The sequence below is a fragment of the Paenibacillus wulumuqiensis genome, from assembly GCF_000971965.1.
Classification (GTDB): Bacteria; Bacillota; Bacilli; order Paenibacillales; family Paenibacillaceae; genus Saccharibacillus; species Saccharibacillus wulumuqiensis.
Map to the genome: position 1 here is coordinate 19,293 of NZ_LAQP01000001.1, position 17,128 is coordinate 36,420.

At 49.8% G+C, this 17,128-nt stretch carries 12 protein-coding genes; all 12 read left to right on the top strand.

Going from position 1 to position 17,128, the window contains the following annotated elements; all coding sequences use genetic code 11:
• Positions 1-51 precede the first annotated feature (51 nt).
• The 12 genes from WH45_RS08345 (at position 52) to WH45_RS08400 (ending at position 16,969) form a co-directional block, all read left to right on the top strand.
• Positions 52-1,083: an ABC transporter ATP-binding protein gene (locus tag WH45_RS08345; protein ID WP_046213948.1), complete on the top strand. Its 1,032-nt coding sequence runs from the start codon at positions 52-54 to the stop codon at positions 1,081-1,083.
• Positions 1,061-1,987, top strand: a complete 927-nt coding sequence (locus tag WH45_RS08350) for an ABC transporter ATP-binding protein (RefSeq protein ID WP_046213949.1) — start codon at positions 1,061-1,063, stop codon at positions 1,985-1,987. The genes WH45_RS08345 and WH45_RS08350 overlap by 23 nt, the downstream gene beginning before the upstream one ends.
• A gap of 19 nt (positions 1,988-2,006) precedes the next feature.
• The gene (gene opp4B, locus WH45_RS08355; RefSeq protein WP_046213950.1) at positions 2,007-2,975 is read left to right on the top strand and encodes an oligopeptide ABC transporter permease; all 969 of its coding nucleotides are present in this window, start codon (positions 2,007-2,009) and stop codon (positions 2,973-2,975) included.
• Positions 2,976-3,053: 78 nt separating this feature from the next.
• On the top strand, positions 3,054-3,953 hold the full coding sequence (locus WH45_RS08360) for an ABC transporter permease (protein WP_046214554.1): 900 nt from the start codon (positions 3,054-3,056) through the stop codon (positions 3,951-3,953).
• 36 nt (positions 3,954-3,989) lie between these two features.
• Entirely contained in the window at positions 3,990-5,789 is a 1,800-nt protein-coding gene (gene opp4A / locus WH45_RS08365; RefSeq protein WP_046213951.1) for an oligopeptide ABC transporter substrate-binding protein, read from the top strand.
• A gap of 325 nt (positions 5,790-6,114) precedes the next feature.
• Complete coding sequence (mutS, locus tag WH45_RS08370; protein WP_082096624.1) at positions 6,115-8,952, top strand: DNA mismatch repair protein MutS; 2,838 nt, start codon at positions 6,115-6,117, stop codon at positions 8,950-8,952.
• A 55-nt stretch (positions 8,953-9,007) separates the two neighbouring features.
• A complete protein-coding gene (mutL, locus tag WH45_RS08375) occupies positions 9,008-11,401 on the top strand; it encodes a DNA mismatch repair endonuclease MutL (RefSeq protein WP_046213953.1) in 2,394 nt (797 codons plus the stop codon).
• Between the two features lie 28 nt (positions 11,402-11,429).
• On the top strand, positions 11,430-12,206 hold the full coding sequence (locus WH45_RS08380; protein WP_324292925.1) for a class I SAM-dependent methyltransferase: 777 nt from the start codon (positions 11,430-11,432) through the stop codon (positions 12,204-12,206).
• Positions 12,203-13,180, top strand: coding sequence for a tRNA (adenosine(37)-N6)-dimethylallyltransferase MiaA (gene miaA, locus WH45_RS08385; protein ID WP_046213955.1), 978 nt, complete (start codon positions 12,203-12,205; stop codon positions 13,178-13,180). The genes WH45_RS08380 and miaA overlap by 4 nt, the downstream gene beginning before the upstream one ends.
• Positions 13,181-13,269: 89 nt before the next feature.
• Positions 13,270-13,509, top strand: coding sequence for an RNA chaperone Hfq (gene hfq / locus WH45_RS08390; protein WP_017812464.1), 240 nt, complete (start codon positions 13,270-13,272; stop codon positions 13,507-13,509).
• A 139-nt stretch (positions 13,510-13,648) separates the two neighbouring features.
• Positions 13,649-16,321 carry a penicillin-binding protein 1A gene (locus tag WH45_RS08395; RefSeq protein WP_046213956.1) on the top strand — a complete coding sequence of 891 codons (2,673 nt, stop codon included), beginning with the start codon at positions 13,649-13,651 and terminating at the stop codon, positions 16,319-16,321.
• Between the two features lie 102 nt (positions 16,322-16,423).
• Positions 16,424-16,969, top strand: coding sequence for a ribonuclease FAU-1 family protein (locus WH45_RS08400; protein ID WP_046213957.1), 546 nt, complete (start codon positions 16,424-16,426; stop codon positions 16,967-16,969).
• Positions 16,970-17,128: the final 159 nt, after the last annotated feature.

Below are 17,128 nucleotides of genomic sequence, written 5' to 3' on the forward strand. Positions count from 1 at the left end.
GAGGAATGTTTACATTGCGTTAAAGTTTGAGGTGAGGGGGCAACCAGAATTTTGAATACAGAACCGGTATTGCAAATCAAAGATCTGACGGTGTCTTTCCGCATTAAGGATGAGTATTATCCTGCTGTCGATCAGCTGGATTTAACCATTAACAAAAACGAGGTTTTGGCTATCGTAGGAGAGTCGGGATGTGGAAAGAGTGCCTTGGCACTTTCCCTGACACGACTGCATGATAACAAAAATACACGCATTGATGGTGGACTCATTTTTAAGGGGCAGGATCTTAACCAACTGTCGCCTGGACAGATGAACAAAATTCGTGGCTCAGAGATCGGGATGATTTTTCAGGATCCGCTGACGGCGCTTAACCCGCTGATGACGATTGGCAGACAGATTGAAGAGAATCTGGACTATCATACGACTTTATCCAAAAAGGAAAAAACGAAGCGCATTTATGAACTGCTGGAACATGTAAACATTACGAATCCGCAGCGCGTGTATAACCAGTATCCACATGAGTTGTCCGGAGGAATGCGGCAGCGTGTCATGATTGCTATCGCGATCGCTTGTCGACCTTCCCTGATTATCGCAGATGAGCCGACGACGGCGCTCGATGTGACGATTCAATCGCAGATCCTCGATCTGCTCAAGCAGCTGCAGGCAGAGACAGAAGCCGGTATTGTGCTGATTACTCATGATCTGGGCGTTGTAGCCGAGATGGCTGACCGGGTAGTCGTGATGTATGCGGGAGAGATTGTGGAAGTTGCCAGTGTCATGGATCTGTTCAACAATCCGCTGCATCCGTACACCCGATCCCTGCTGGCTTCCATGCCTGGTGCCAATGCCGATCAGGAACAGCTCCATGTTATTCATGGACGTGTACCGTCACTGCAAAATATTCCGCGCGGTTCCTGCCGGTTCTCGGAACGTATTCCGTGGATTCCGCAGACTGCCCATGTGCAGAACCCTCAGTTGGATGAAGTTGGTCCGGGGCACTGGGTACGCTGCTCGTGCTATCAGCATTTTCATTTTGAAGATGAGGGAAAGGGGATCGTAATGGATGGCATTGCTGGAGCTAAATAACCTCAAGGTGCATTATCCGATTCGCGGCGGCTTTTTCCAGCGTGTCGTGGATCATGTCAAAGCGGTAGACGGAGTGTCTATCCAGATCGAACCGGGAACTACATATGGACTGGTCGGTGAATCGGGATGTGGCAAGACGACTACCGGCCGCGCCATTATCGGCTTAAATAAAATAACGGATGGAACCGTAGCCTTTGACGGGCAGGATCTGACACGGATCGCCCACAAAAATCAGCATCCGCTGCGCAGGGATATCCAGATGATTTTCCAGGACCCTTACTCCTCGCTGAACAGCCGGAAACGGGTGATGGATATTATCGCCGAGCCGCTGCGTAACTTTGAAAAGCTGAGTCCGGATGAGGAACGCCGCCGTGTGCAGAATCTGCTGGATCGAGTCGGTCTCAATCCCGAGGCGGCTTTCAAGTATCCGCATGAATTTTCCGGCGGACAGCGGCAGCGGATCGGTATCGCCCGGGCGCTGACGCTCAATCCCAAGCTGATTATTGCGGATGAGCCAGTATCAGCGCTGGATGTGTCTGTACAGGCACAGGTACTGAACTTTATGAAAGAAATCCAGAAAGAATTCAATCTTACGTATCTGTTCATCAGTCATGATCTGGGCATCGTCCGTCATATGTGTGATCAGATCGGAATTATGTATCGCGGCCGTCTGGTCGAGCAGGGCAATACGGATGATATTTATGAGAATCCGCAGCATATTTACACGAAGCGTCTGATTACGGCGATTCCGAACATTGACCCGGCCCAGCGTCAGGAAAGTGCACGGACCCGGCAGAAAATCATGGTGTCATATCAGCAGGATCTGAAAGAGCTTATGGATGCGGAGGGCAAACCGCTGGCTTTGAAAACGATTAGCCCATCCCATCAGGTAGCACTACCGTAAAGTAAGGGGGATAACTATTATGTGGAAATTCACGCTTCGCCGTATCCTGATCATGATTCCCCAGCTGTTCATACTCAGTGTACTGATCTTTTTTGTAGCCAAAGCGATGCCGGGCGATGCTCTTAGCGGAGCGATCGAAGCCAACCCGAAAGTCAGCGCACAGGTGCTGGAAGAGCAGCGCGAGAGACTGGGACTCAATGATCCGGCCTGGGTGCAGTATGGACGCTGGCTGGGCAATCTGGTCCAGGGTGACCTTGGTAAATCCTATGTACATAAGGTTGGTGTAACTGATCTTATCGGAAGCAGACTGGCCAATACGTTTTATCTTGGTGTAGCCATATTGATTCTTACCTATGTAATCTCGATTCCATTAGGAATTCTGAGCGGCAGGTATCAGAACAGCCTGCTGGACAAGACGATCACCGGCTATACGTATCTAAGCTTTGCGACTCCGATATTTATTTTCTCCTTATTGATGCTGTTCGTATTTGGCTTCCGATTGGGATGGTTCCCAACGAGCGGAAGTGTGGATGTAGGCGTGCAGCCGGGCACATGGTCGTATTATGTAAATAAATTCTACCATCTGATCCTGCCGGCATGTGCAGGTGCACTGGTAAGTACTACAGCGACGATCCAGTATCTGCGTAACGAAGTAATTGATACCCGTCTTAAGGATTTTGTAAAAACAGCCCGTTCCAAAGGAGTGCCGGAATCCAAAGTGTATTCCCGTCATATCCTGCGTAACTCGCTGCTGCCGATTGCAGCCTTTCTCGGCTATGATCTAACGGCTGTACTGGCAGGCAATCTGTTTATCGAATCCATTTTCGGTTATCCGGGACTCGGACAGCTGTTCCTGCAATCCATTACCCAACGCGATTTCTCCGTCGTAACAGCGCTGGTTATGTTATCCGGTCTGCTTGCGTTAATAGGTACTCTGTTATCTGATCTTATTCTAAGCTGGGTTGATCCGCGTATTCGAATGGGTTAAAGCACGCAAGGCAGTAACCGCAGACATTTTAACCATTCAATATATGAATAAGAACGGAGGAAGGTACACATTATGGGAATGCGTGTAGAGACTGTTGCACCTATTGAAACGATTCAGAAATCGCCTTCAAACTGGTCTATTCTGGGCCGTGAGCTGCTTAAAGACAAGCTGGCGATCAGCTCGCTCATCTTTCTGATTTTATTCCTGATCGGGATTTATGGTTCCATTACAGTTATTAACCAGGATGAAGTAACTACTATTGATCTGATGGCGATTCAGGCTGCTCCAAGTGCAGATCACTGGCTCGGTACCGATGATGCGGGCCGTGATATTTTCGGACAACTGGTGATCGGAGCACGGAACTCCTTTACGATTGGATTCATGATTACGATTTTGTCCGCAGCGATTGGACTGACCATTGGTCTGATTGCAGGCTTTTTCGGTGGAGTGGTTGATAATATTATTATGCGTTTTATCGACTTTATTCTTGTGCTTCCTTTCCTGATGTTGGTCATCGTATTTGTTACCATTATTCCCAAGTATGGGGTATGGGAATTTATCGCTATTATGACCGCATTTCTCTGGGTCGGCAAAGCAAGGCTAATCCGGGCCAAAGTGTTGGCAGAGCGGGAACTGGACTATGTTCAGGCTTCCAAGACACTGGGTACGCCGAACTGGAAGATCATTACATTCGGCATACTGCCTAACCTCAGTTCTATCGTTATTGTTAATCTTACTCTGAATCTGGCCGGTAATATCGGGATTGAGACAGGGTTGTCTTATCTGGGATTTGGTCTGCCTGATGGAACACCGAGTCTGGGTACGCTGGTGAGCAGCGCGACCAATCCGATCGTATTGGAGCAGTACTGGTGGAACTGGTTACCGGCATCGCTGCTGATTTTAATTTTGATTTTGGCGATCAACTTTATTGGACAGGCACTTAAACGTGCATCCGACGCCAAACAGCGATTGGGATAATAAATTAGAGCTGTATATCAAAAAGGAGGAAGGTTTATGTGGGGAAGTAAAAAGAAAAAATCACTATCCATTTTGTTCATGTCTCTCGTTCTGGTATTGTCTGCGTGCAACAGCGGAAGCAATTCGGCTGCCGAAAAAACAGATGCACCAAAAACGAATGAAAGTGTCAAGGAAACAGGCAAGTTTGCGAGCAAAACGTCGAACAATGAAGCAGCGATTCAGGGCGGCATTCTGAATTATGGGCTGGCTTCGGATACTCCTTTTGAAGGCATCTTGAATCCGGTATTCTATGAAGGTAATCCGGATGCCAATGTTATGCAGTTCTTTTATCCTTCCCTTTTTGCAATTGACAAGAACTTCGATATCACGGATGGCGGTGGAGCCAACATCAAACTGTCCAACGAAAATAAAACGGTTACCGTTACGATCAATGACAAGCTGAACTGGACAGATGGTAATCCGGTTACAGCAGAAGACTATGCTTTTGCTTTTGAAGTCATTGGCAATAAAGATTACGAAGGCGTTCGTTATGATGCATTGATGATGAATATCGTCGGTATGGAAGATTATCATGCCGGTAAAGCCAAAACAATTTCAGGCATTAAAATCCTGAATGACAAAGAGGTACAGATCGACTTTATTACAGCTACTCCATCCGTGAAATCCGGTCTGTGGAGCTATCCACTGGAGAAAAAAGTATTTGGAGATATGGCTATTGCTGATATGTCCGCCTCCGATCCTGTTCGTAAAAAACCGGTTGGTTATGGACCGTTCAAAATCAAGTCCATGGTTACAGGTGAGTCGGTGGAGTTCGAAGCCAACAAGGATTACTTCCTCGGTGCACCAAAACTTGACGGTGTACATCTGAAAGTCGTTAACCCTAACGTACTGATCGAATCTCTCAAAAAAGGCGATGTGGACTATGTCGATGGCTTCCCTGTCAGCCTTTATGATGAGAAAACCAACCCTACCAATATTCAATTCCTGGGTCGTCAGGAATTGGCCTATAGCTATATCGGATTCAAACTGGGTAAGTATGACAAAGCCAAAGGCGAAAGCGTAATGGACCCGAATGCCAAAATGGCAAACAAATCCCTGCGTCAGGCTATGGGATATGCAATGAATAACGCTCAGGTAGGTACGCAGCTGTACAAAGGATTGCGTACACCGGCTACCTCACTGATCATTCCTGCTTTTGCCAACTACTATGATTCCAGTCTGGCAGGTTACACGTACAACCCGGAAAAAGCAAAACAACTGCTCGATGCAGCGGGTTATGTGGACAAAGACGGTGATGGACTGCGTGAAGATCCTAAAGGCCAACCGCTGGTGATCAACTATGCAGCGATGAGCGGAGATGTTGTATCCGAACCGCTGGCCAAATTCTACATGCAAAACTGGAAAGATGTAGGTCTGAACGTACAACTGGTTAATGGTCGCCTGCAAGAGTTTAACTCCTTCTACGATAATATCAAAGCGGATAGCCCAGATATCGATGTGTTTGGCGCAGCATGGGGTACAGGCAGCGATATCGATCCATCGGGTCTATATGGTCGTGAAGCAGCATTCAACTATTCCCGTTTCACAAGTGAAGATGCGGATAAGTTCCTCAAAGAAGGAACTTCACCGGAAGCATTTGATATGGAGTTCCGCAAAAATGCCTACAAACAATGGCAGCAGCTGATGTTTGAAGAAGCTCCGGTTATTCCGACACTGTACCGCTATGAACTGCAGGCAGTGAACAAGCGTGTCAAAAACCTGGATATTTCGTATGATGCAGGTTACGATACACTTGCCAAAGTTGAATTGACAGCGGACAAACCAGTAACACAGTAATCTATTATTTTCATGGATCAATGAATCGTATAAAATATACTGTATCCGGAGAGGATCGGAAGCCCCAGGCTTACCGGTCCTTTCTGTTATGTTCTGCGATGTAGTGGGATGCTGTTCAATGAACCCGGGAAGCGTAGAACTTTTTGGGTTCTTTCGTTATAATAGATAGACGAACACGCATTTGCATAGGCTGTGCAGCAGGGTGCTGGCGCAGATTCACTATTTTAATAGTAGAAAAATGTTTAAACAATAATAAATAAGTGCAGTATGGGAGCGAACAGGCTTCATACAGGCACAGGAATACAGGTTGGTTTGGAGGGGCATAATGAGTCAATATACACCAATGATGCAGCAGTATCTGCAGATCAAGGAGCAGGCCCGGGACGCTTTTTTATTTTTCCGTCTGGGCGATTTTTATGAACTGTTTTTTGATGATGCCGTGCTGGCTGCCAAGGAACTGGAAATTACGCTGACAGGCAAAAATGCCGGTGTGCCGGAACGTGTCCCGATGTGCGGAGTGCCTTATCATTCAGCGGAGAACTATATCCACCGATTGATTGAAAAAGGCTACAAAGTCGCCATTTGTGAGCAGGTGGAAGATCCGGCGACAGCCAAAGGCATCGTGAAACGGGAAATTATCCGTGTGGTTACGCCGGGTACGATGATGGAGAGCAAGGCGCTCAGCGACAAAGCCAACAATTATATGGTCTGTGTGACCGAACAGGATGGCAAAATGGCGCTGGCTGCCTGTGATCTGTCTACCGGTGAACTGCATGTCACCTCGGCATTGTCTTCGCAGGAATGGCTGCGTGACGAGCTGGGACTATATGAGCCGTCCGAGATTATCGGCCGGATTGAACTGATTGACGATGTATACAAGCAGGCGTCACAGATGGGCCGTAAGGTGCTGTATACAGAGTGGGACAAATCCCGCGAAGAACTGGCAAGGCGCCAGTTTGGCGAAGCGGTCTGGGCGAGACTGGATGAGGAGCGGCAGGCCTGTATTGCGCTGCTGTTTGCCTATCTGAGCGAGACGCAGAAGCGTTCACTCGGCCAGCTGACCCATATTAACGCTTATGAACCGGAAAATTATATGATTCTCGATCCATTCACTCGCCGTAATCTGGAGCTAGTGGAGACCGTACGTGAGCGTTCACGCAAAGGCACCTTGTTATGGCTGCTGGATCGCACAGAGACACCGATGGGTGGACGTCTGCTGCGCCGCTGGATTGACAAGCCGCTGCTGTCTCGCCGTCTGGTGGAAGAACGCCTGGAAGCGGTGGACAAGCTGCATCAGGGCTTTATTTTGCGTGAGGATCTGAGAGGGCAGCTCAAGGGCATCTATGATCTGGAGCGTCTCGTTGGCCGAATGGCATTTGGTACCGCCAATGGACGTGATATGCTTGCGCTGCGGGACTCCCTGCTGCGTATTCCGGATCTGCGCCAGCTGTGTGCCGATTCGCCTTCATCCACTTTGCAGAGCGTCGCCCAGCAGATGGATGCCTGCCATGATCTGGCGGAAGCGATCGGTTCGGCGATTGTCGATGATCCGCCGATTTCGGTGCGTGATGGAGGATTGATTCGTCAGGGATATCATGAACATCTGGACGAACTGCGTGAAGCCAGTGTGAACGGCAAGCAGTGGATCGCCGAACTGGAAGCTGCTGAACGTCAGGCGACAGGCATCAAGTCGCTCAAAATAGGCTACAACAAAGTATTCGGCTATTATATTGAAATTACCCGTTCCAATCTGAACACCCTGCCGGAAGGGCGGTATGAGCGCAAGCAGACGCTGGCAAATGCCGAGCGGTTTGTTACACCGGAACTGAAGGAAAAAGAAGCACTGATCCTGGAAGCCCAGGAGAAGATGGTTGATATCGAGTATGAGCTGTTCACCGATCTGCGTACCCGTGTATCGAATGAGGTGGCCCGTCTCAAGCTGTTGGCCGAGAAAGTGGCTGAGATTGATGTGTATCAATCCTTTGCAACCGTCAGTGCCGAGCGTTCATTTGTCAAACCGGTATTGACCGACCGGTATGATCTGGTAATCCAGGATGGACGTCATCCGGTCGTGGAAGCAGTTATGGATCATGCCAGCTTTATTTCCAACAGTACGAATATTACGGAAGAAGAAGCCAATATCGTATTGATTACCGGTCCGAATATGGCTGGTAAAAGTACCTATATGCGTCAGGTGGCGCTGCTGTCCATCATGGCGCAGATTGGCTGTTTTGTGCCTGCACGCCAGGCGGAGATTCCGATGATTGACCGGATTTTCACCCGGATCGGAGCAGCGGATGATCTGATTGGTGGCCAGAGTACCTTTATGGTAGAGATGGCAGATATTCAGGTAATGACCGAACGGGCGACCCGGCGCAGTCTGATCATTATTGATGAGCTGGGACGGGGAACATCGACCAGTGAAGGGATGGCAATCGCCCAGGCTGTGATCGAGTATGTCCATCACGAGATTGGCTGTAAAGCGCTCGTATCTACCCACTTCCATGAACTGGCTCATCTGGAGGAGACGCTGGAACATTTGCGCAACTTCTCCATGGCGGTCAAGGAAAGCGGGGACAAAGTGCATTTCCTGCGCAAGCTCGTACCCGGCGCGGCTGGCAGCAGTTACGGGATCTATTGTGCACAGCTGGCGGGCCTGCCTGGCAGCATTATCGACCGTGCCAATCTGCTGCTTGACCGGATGGAACAGGCAGCGACAAGCACCGTGGTGGCTCAGGATGAAGCTGTCGATTATGCTGTGACAGCAGGAGGCAGCTCCTCAGAGCGTACGCAGTCTGTATTATCTGCAGAGGATGCGCCTGTTGCGGGAAACAGCGATTCGGTGAAAGAGCAGGCACATGGCTACGTGTACGAAGAACGCCAGTCAGCAGAGGATGAAGCGATCCCGGTGCTGGCGACAGGCGGATTCCCGTCTGAGCCAGCAGACAGCGATGCGTCCAGAAGCCGGAAAGGTGCTGTACAGCAGGATATTGTACAGCTGTCGATTTTTGAGGAAGATGAAGTTCCTCAGCCGGTGAAAGTAAAAGAAGATCCGGTCGCCAAACAGATCGTCAGCCAGATCCAGAGTGCTGATTTGATGAATATGACACCACTGCAGGCGATGCAGCTGCTGAATGAACTGAAAATGAAAACGATGCGTTAATTCGTATCGACCAATAAAGCAACTAAAATTCAAATAACCGGAGGGAGGAGAATCCATGGGTCAGATTCGTGTGCTGGATGAACATATCGCCAACCAGATTGCTGCCGGTGAAGTGGTCGAACGACCTGCATCGGTCGTCAAAGAACTCGTCGAAAACGCAATTGATGCGCGTTCCACCCGGATAGATGTCCATATCGGTGAAGGTGGATTGGAATCGATTCGTGTGCATGATAACGGCCAGGGAATCGCCGCCGAGGATTGCGAGACTGCCTTTTACCGTCATGCGACCAGCAAATTGGTGGACGACCGTGATCTGTATCAGATTACCAGTCTGGGCTTCCGCGGGGAGGCACTGCCGAGTATTGCAGCCGTCTCCAAAGTGGAACTGCTCACTAGTGCAACCGATGACGGAGCAGGCAGACGTCTTGTTATCGAAGGTGGTACGCTGAAGAGCAATGAGGATGATGCAGCTCCACGCGGAACCGATTTCCGGGTCAATTCACTATTTTACAATACGCCAGCACGGTTGAAATATATGAAAACCGTTCAGACTGAGCTGGGACATATCTCGGATATTATGTATCGTATGTCTCTGGCACATCCGGAGATTGCCTTTACCCTGAGGCATAACAGCAATCTGCTGCTGCAGACGCCGGGTAATGGCGATATGCTGCAGGTGATCGCTGCCGTCTACGGCACCTCAGCAGCCAAAATGGTGCTGCCGATTGAGCAGGATCATCTGGATTACCACATTAGCGGCTATATCGGCCGCCCGGAGATTGCCAGAGCCAACCGCAATGCCATGTCGGTCATCGTGAACGGTCGTTATATCAAGAGTTATGCCGTCAATCAGGCGATTCTGAGAGCGTATCATACGCTGCTGCCGATCAACCGGTATCCGCTGACCGTGCTGCGTCTGACGATGCATCCGTCGCTGGTCGATGTTAACGTGCACCCGGCCAAAATGGAAGTGCGATTCAGCAAGGAAGCGGAACTGATGATGTTTGTGGAAGAGTCGGTACGCCAGACACTGCGTAAGGAAATACTGATTCCCCACGCGACCAAGCAGACCGTCAAGCGCGGCAGCAGTGAGTCGATTATTCAGGAGCAGTTCAATTTTAATCGCACACCGGCTGTGAATCTTGAAAATGATCTGCAGGAGCCGGCAAGCTCTGCTGCGGCTTCATCCACTTTCAAGAATCCTGCACCAGTGATACGAACCGAACTGGGCGATCTGGATGCACCTTATATACCGCCATATACGGATCAGGATATTCCGGGAATTCCGAGCCGCTCCGATATGCCGGATGATCGTTTTGGACAGCAGACGGACAACGTAACTGCCGGCCCAGCAGCGAATACAATGGAGCAATCCGGTTCCAACGGGCTGCCTGAAGATACAGCCGGATTGCCAGCGAAAAAGGAGACAACGTCTTCTGCAGCAGGACAGCAAGAAGTTCTTTCAACAGACCAAACAGCTGCCCGGACAGAAACAGACATGGATTCAGCAGCTAATCATACAGAAGCCCAGCCGTCTACTGAAGCATTGGGTTCTGGGGCTGCTCATGTTCCATCAGCGAACCAGGATCAATTCTCTGTACCGACTGCCGAATATGCACAGCTGCCCGGAGGGGATACAAGCCTGCCGCAAGCGGGAGACACAGGCTCTGCACCGGTAGAATATGAACGCCATAATCCGTCGCAGTCAGCGGCCCAGCAGATCCGGGAACAATCCTATGCCCGTGACTATAATCGCCCGGCTGCCAAATCGTCATCACGGACGCAGCAGCGGCCAAGCGGAGCGAATCCGAATCGCAGCATTCCGGCCGAAATGATTTATGGAACAGCAGAGGAGCCGGGTCTGCCGCAGTTTCCGGAAATGAATCTGATCGGCCAGCATCATGGCACTTATCTGATCGCACAGAATGCGGAGGGATTATTTCTGATCGATCAGCATGCTGCCCATGAGCGGGTCAACTACGAATTTTACTATGAGAAATTCGGCCAGCCGGAATCGGCATCCCAGGAGCTTCTGCTGCCGATTACACTGGAATTTACACGCGCCGAAGCCGACAAGCTCAAGGATCGTCTGCACTGGTTTGAACGTGTCGGCGTCTATCTGGAGCATTTTGGCGGTCAGACGTTCCGCGTACGTGCCTATCCGTACTGGTTCCCCAAAGGCGAGGAAGCGCGTGTTATCGAAGAAATGGCCGAGTGGGTGCTCAGTGAACGCAAGATTGATCTGGCCCAGCTGAGAGAGCAGGCTTCCACGCTCTGTTCGTGCAAGGCATCCATTAAGGCCAACCAGAGAATCACCGAGGCCGAGGCGCAGGCACTGCTTGATCGCCTCGCCGCGTGCAGACAGCCTTATACATGTCCGCACGGCCGCCCGATTGTCGTATCCTTTTCCAGCTATGATCTGGAGAAAATGTTCAAACGGGTCATGTAATTGAAGTGTGAAGAAGAATGGAGAATGAATGATGATAATTACAACAGGTGATGATCCCTCCCAGGCTACTTTGCAGCGTGCACAGCAGCTGGCAGTGGAATTCGCCGTTCCTTTTGTTCCACGGGGCGGACAGTCGGTAGCCAAGCTGGCTGCCCGTCATGGGGAACAGGACATTATTATACTGGTGAAAAATGAAGCAAGACTCGTCCGCCCGGGTGAGTCTGCGATGTTTTTCCATCCAAGCATGGCTTTTGTACGGGCCAAGCGCTTATTACAGGGAAAAGAGGACCCGATGATCACCGTATCCCGTCTGGAACCGGGAGATACCGTTCTGGACTGCACAGCGGGACTCGGGTCGGATTCACTGGTCTTTTCCCTGGCAGCCGGCTCGCAAGGACAGGTGACCGCACTGGAAAGCTCCGCTCCGCTGGCGGCGCTTCTGACAGAAGGTTTGCGCACTTATGTAAGCAATCTGGAGGCTGTCAATGCAGCGATGCGGCGCATTCGGGTAGTGCAGCAGGACCATAAGACCTACTTAAGCCAGCTGCCGGATAAAAGCGTGGATATCGTATACTTTGATCCCATGTTCCGTGAAGCGCTGCATGAGTCGGCTGCGATCGCGCCGCTGCGCGGCTTTGCCAATGATCATGCGCTTGATCCGGAGTCGATTTCTCATGCGATTCGCGTAGCTCGCAAAACGGTCATGCTCAAGGAAAAATGGGATAGTCCCGAATACGAGCGGCTTGGCTTTGAACGCATCCGCCGCAAGAATTCCAAAATTGAATATGGAGTGATTCACCTATGAGCCTGGCAGCAGGAAAACCCAAATTACTGGTCCTTGTTGGCCCTACCGCTGTAGGGAAAACAGCCATTAGCATCGAGATTGCCAGGAGATTCGACGCCGAGATTATCTCGGGTGATTCTATGCAGGTGTACCGTGGTATGAATATCGGTACAGCCAAAATCACCCCCGAAGAAATGCAGGGCATTCCTCATCATCTGATTGATATTCATTCGCCGGACGAACCATTCTCGGTGGCCGAATTTCAGCAGCGCTGCCGGACACTGATTCCGGAGATTGCTTCCCGCGGCAAACTGCCTTTTATCGTCGGGGGCACCGGTCTTTATGTCGAATCGGTCAGCTATGAATTCCAGTTCAGTGAGACCGGAGCGGATGAGCAGTTCCGTCAGGAGCAGACCGATTATGCACTGGAGCATGGTGCACAGGCGCTGCATGACCGTCTGGCAGCGGTAGACCCAGAGTCGGCGACCCGTCTGCATCCCAATGACCAGAGACGCATTATAAGGGCTCTGGAAGTGTATCATATGACCGGAGTGAAACTTTCGGACCAGTTATCCCGGCAAATGAAGCAGTCTCCCTATGAATTATGTATCGTCGGTTTGACAATGGATAGGGAAATGCTATATAAACGTATTGAAGCGCGGATTGATCAAATGCTGGAAGAAGGCCTGTTGGAGGAAGTGCAGCATCTGCTTGATCAGGGGTATACTCCCGGAATGGTAGCCATGCAGGGACTCGGATACAAGGAAATTGCCGCGCATCTGTCAGGCGGTGTACCGCTGCAGGAAGCCGTCGTGCTGCTTAAGCGTGATACGCGCCGCTTTGCCAAACGGCAGCTGTCCTGGTTCCGCCATATGCAGGATATTCACTGGGTCGATGTAACGGATACGAATCATAGAGAACAGCATATCGATAAAGTATATGAGATCGTAGCAGGAAATTTATACAGAGACAGGGAATATACTTCAACAACTTAATTTGACATTCAGCTTAGCCAGGTATCATATTCGTATTACAATTGAGCATTTGCTAATGCTGAATTAATAATCATTTGGGGGTACGGTCAATGAACAAGTCGATTAATATCCAGGATACTTTTTTAAATCAACTGCGCAAGGAAAATATTCCGGTAACTGTTTACCTGGTCAACGGTTTTCAAATCCGCGGTACGATCAAGGCTTTTGATAACTTTACCATTATGGTAGACAGTGAAGGACGCCAGCAAATGATTTACAAACATGCGGTGTCCACCTTCACACCATCGCGCAACGTATCCCTCATGCAGGATAACCAGAGCGAAGGCTAATGCAAAAAAACGAAACCTTTAAGCTTCATATAGCGTCTTAATGAAGAGAAAGAATCGGACAGCCTCTCCAAAAGGGTTGTTCGTTTCTTTCCGTTAAAGGGGTTCAATTTGTTTTACCGAAAGGGAGTCAGAATGAGATATGCCTAGACAGAATCTATCCCGCAGTGACAAAAACCAACCACCAAAAAGAACAAGACCGGGACAGTCCAAACCCGCACCCAAAACAAAAAAGAAAAAGATAACCGCCAAGCGCGTGTTCTGGACGCTGTTCGGTGTAACGGCTTTAGGTATTTTTTGTGCACTGGCCGCTTATTTATTCATTATGGTAAGTGGGGAAAAAATCTACAAAGCAAATATCGATAAACTTGTGATCAACGAACCGACCAAAATCTACGACCGCAACGGTACGCTGATCGTTGAGCGTTCCGCACGGCAGGGTGATCCGGTCAAATACGAAGACCTGCCTCCAATGCTGGTAAATGCATTTGTAGCGACCGAGGACAGGCGCTTTTTTGATCATCAGGGGGTAGACCTCTGGTCTGTCGGACGTGCCGCGGTAAAAGATATTATCGCACGGTCGGCTGTAGAGGGTGGCAGTACCATTACCCAGCAGCTGGCGAAAAACGTATTTTTGAATGATGATAAAACGTTCTTCCGTAAAGCGACGGAGCTTTCCATCGCACTGGCAATTGAGCGTGATAAATCAAAGCAGGATATTATCACAACCTACCTGAACCGTATTTTCTTCGGTCGGGGCGCTTACGGAATCAAGGAAGCTTCCGAGACTTATTTTGGTACAAGTGATCTGAATAAGCTGAAGCTGTGGCAGATTGCCACGCTGGCGGGTCTGCCCAAAGCTCCTTCCCGTTATAACCCGCTCACCAATCCGGATTTGTCCACGGAGCGTAGAGCGGTGGTACTTCAGCTAATGGCCGATCAGGGTTATATTACCAAAGCCGAAGCGGAAGAAGCCAAAGCGGTAGTGTACAAGAGTCCTGCCAACAGTTCCACCAAAGAATCGCACTATCAGGCTTTTGTGGAGTATGCGATGCAGGAAGCGGAAGATGTCACCGGATTGTCTTCGGATGATCTGACTCGTGGCGGATATAACATTTACACTACAATGGATGCCAAAGCCCAGCAAACGCTGGAAGATGCTTTCAAAAACGAAGATCTGTTTGAGAAGAGCGCGGATGATATTCCTGTCCAGGGCTCCATGGTTATCGTCAATAATGATACCGGTGGACTGGTTGCGCTGCTCGGCGGCCGTAATTATCGCGAAGGTGACTTTAGCCGGGTTAACAGCCGCAGACAGCCAGGATCGGCGTTCAAGCCGATTGTATCCTATGCTCCGGCACTGGAATCAGGCAAATTTACACCAACTTCGCAGCTAAGCAATGAAAAGCAGTGTTTTGGCAGCTACTGTCCGAGTAACCTGCATGGTTATTCCGGTACCGTCACTATGGCGGATGCGCTGCAAGAGTCAATTAATATTCCGGCAGTATGGACATTGAATCAGATCGGTGTCGATACAGGCGTTAACTTTGCCAAGTCACTTGGCTTTAAGTTCACGGATGCCGACCGTAACCTGGCGATTGCGCTGGGTGGTCTGAGCAGTGGTACCAATACGCTGGAAATGGCGCAAGCCTATCGCACATTTGCAGATGGCGGTAATTATACACAAGCCTATGCTGTGAAGAGTATTACGGATAATTCCGGCAAAGAAATTTACAAAAATGCAATGGACAGCAAATCAGTCATGAAGAAGCAGACAGCCGACGAGATGACCTCGATGCTGCAAAACGTTGTTAACGATGGTACAGGTAAACGGGCGCAAATCAATCGTCCGGTAGCCGGTAAAACCGGTACGACGCAGCACGGGATTGAAGGACTGCGCAGCAGTGCCAACCGTGATGCCTGGTTTGTCGGTTATACCAAAGAATGGACGGCAGCTGTCTGGATGGGATATGACAGACCGGATCGTAACCACTTGCTCAATGAAAGCAGCGGCCGGGCAGCAGCGATGTTTGCTGCCGTAATGGGTCCGGCGCTGGAAGGTTATCCGGTGCAGAACTTTGATGCACCGCAGCAGGTCGCTGAACCTGTTCAACCGCAGCAGCCGGTAGAAGAGGAACCGGAAGCACCAAAAGTGGTAACCGGACTTTCGGCTTCGTATGATCAGGATAACCAGGCTGTGGCTCTGTCTTGGTCTGGAGTAGAAGGGGCATCAGGTTATACGGTATATCGTAAGGAAAGCTCGGAATCCCAGTTCACTGCGATATCCAGCGGCTCCGGGGGTACTTCCCTTCAGGATGGCAGCATTACACCTGGTGCCACTTACGAATATTATGTAACAGCTACGACGGATGGCGGAGAATCCGATGCCTCGGATACGGTGCAGATTACCGTGGATCAGGCCCAGGAAGAACCTGTAGAACCGTCTGTGGATAATCCGGATGGTATCGTGCCGCCGGAAGGAATGCCAGAGACTCCCCCTACAGGAGAAGAAGGGCCTGATAACGGCGGAGGCAACGGGAATGGCAATAATGGAAATGGTAATGGTAACGGAAATGGTAACGGTAACGGAAATAATGGAAACGGCAACGGAAATGGTGGACCAAATGGTAATTCTCAGACACCAGCCGACAATGGAGGAACCACACCTCCAACAAATGGTTCAACCACGCCGGGAAGTGAAGGTACTTCTACCGATACCAGTGCACCATCTACCGGCATTACCGATCCTGCGGCAGCCACAGGAGATACGGGTAATACCCAGGGAGATTCGGCAGCGCCGACAGATACCCAGTAAGACGTAATTTCAAAAGCCTCCAATCCTATCGGTTGGAGGCTTTTTGAGTGATACGGGCAAATATGCTATTCTGAAGTTACTTTGTAGGAAAGGGACACTTCCATGAAACGTAAATTTGCAGATCGAGCGAACTGGCGACGCGTTATCCAGCGCAGCTATACACGTCGCTACGTCAATAATAGTATTTTTACAGGATATGTGACACTGTACCATATGAACCGCCTGCGTGAGCCTTTGTATAAAATCTACGGCGGACGCCGGTTCTGTATCGCAGCAGCAGAATATTCGTGGATGCAATACTATCCCGAGAACGCCAATTATGTCGTAACCGCCATGTTCGATGACAAGCAGGAGATTATCGAATGGTATATCGATATTTGCAAAACACAGGGAGTGACGGACCAGGGAGTGCCCTGGTTTGATGATTTGTATCTGGATATCGTCGTAATGAAGGATGGGCAGATTTTCCTGTTGGACGAAGATGAGCTGGACGATGCGCTGCGTCGCAGAGTGATTACCGAGCAGGATTATGAACTGGCGCACCGTACTGCAAGCAAACTGCTCAAGCAGATTGATGCTCATGCATTTCCATTATTCTCCTTATCCCTTAAGCACCGTCAGAGTCTGTTTAACAGGGAACATCGCTAGCCCGAACACAGACTGCTGTATGTGTATCCAACTGACTGAATGATAGTTAGGCTTTTGAAGAAGGGAATCCCCAAATCTTCCTGATCCGATTCATCTGCAGCAACAATGGTAAATATAGAACAAGTACATCATTGCACAATGAAGCGGGTGCTGAATAAC

Excerpts from the sequence above, each read along its gene's own strand:
- WH45_RS08350 (WP_046213949.1), top strand. The coding sequence starts at position 1,061 with ATGGCATTGCTGGAGCTAAATAACCTCAAGGTGCATTATCCGATTCGC.
- opp4B (WP_046213950.1), top strand. The coding sequence starts at position 2,007 with ATGTGGAAATTCACGCTTCGCCGTATCCTGATCATGATTCCCCAGCTG.
- WH45_RS08360 (WP_046214554.1), top strand. The coding sequence starts at position 3,054 with ATGCGTGTAGAGACTGTTGCACCTATTGAAACGATTCAGAAATCGCCT.
- opp4A (WP_046213951.1), top strand. The coding sequence starts at position 3,990 with ATGTGGGGAAGTAAAAAGAAAAAATCACTATCCATTTTGTTCATGTCT.
- mutS (WP_082096624.1), top strand. The coding sequence starts at position 6,115 with ATGAGTCAATATACACCAATGATGCAGCAGTATCTGCAGATCAAGGAG.
- mutL (WP_046213953.1), top strand. The coding sequence starts at position 9,008 with ATGGGTCAGATTCGTGTGCTGGATGAACATATCGCCAACCAGATTGCT.
- WH45_RS08380 (WP_324292925.1), top strand. The coding sequence starts at position 11,430 with ATGATGATAATTACAACAGGTGATGATCCCTCCCAGGCTACTTTGCAG.
- miaA (WP_046213955.1), top strand. The coding sequence starts at position 12,203 with ATGAGCCTGGCAGCAGGAAAACCCAAATTACTGGTCCTTGTTGGCCCT.
- hfq (WP_017812464.1), top strand. The coding sequence starts at position 13,270 with ATGAACAAGTCGATTAATATCCAGGATACTTTTTTAAATCAACTGCGC.
- WH45_RS08395 (WP_046213956.1), top strand. The coding sequence starts at position 13,649 with ATGCCTAGACAGAATCTATCCCGCAGTGACAAAAACCAACCACCAAAA.
- WH45_RS08400 (WP_046213957.1), top strand. The coding sequence starts at position 16,424 with ATGAAACGTAAATTTGCAGATCGAGCGAACTGGCGACGCGTTATCCAG.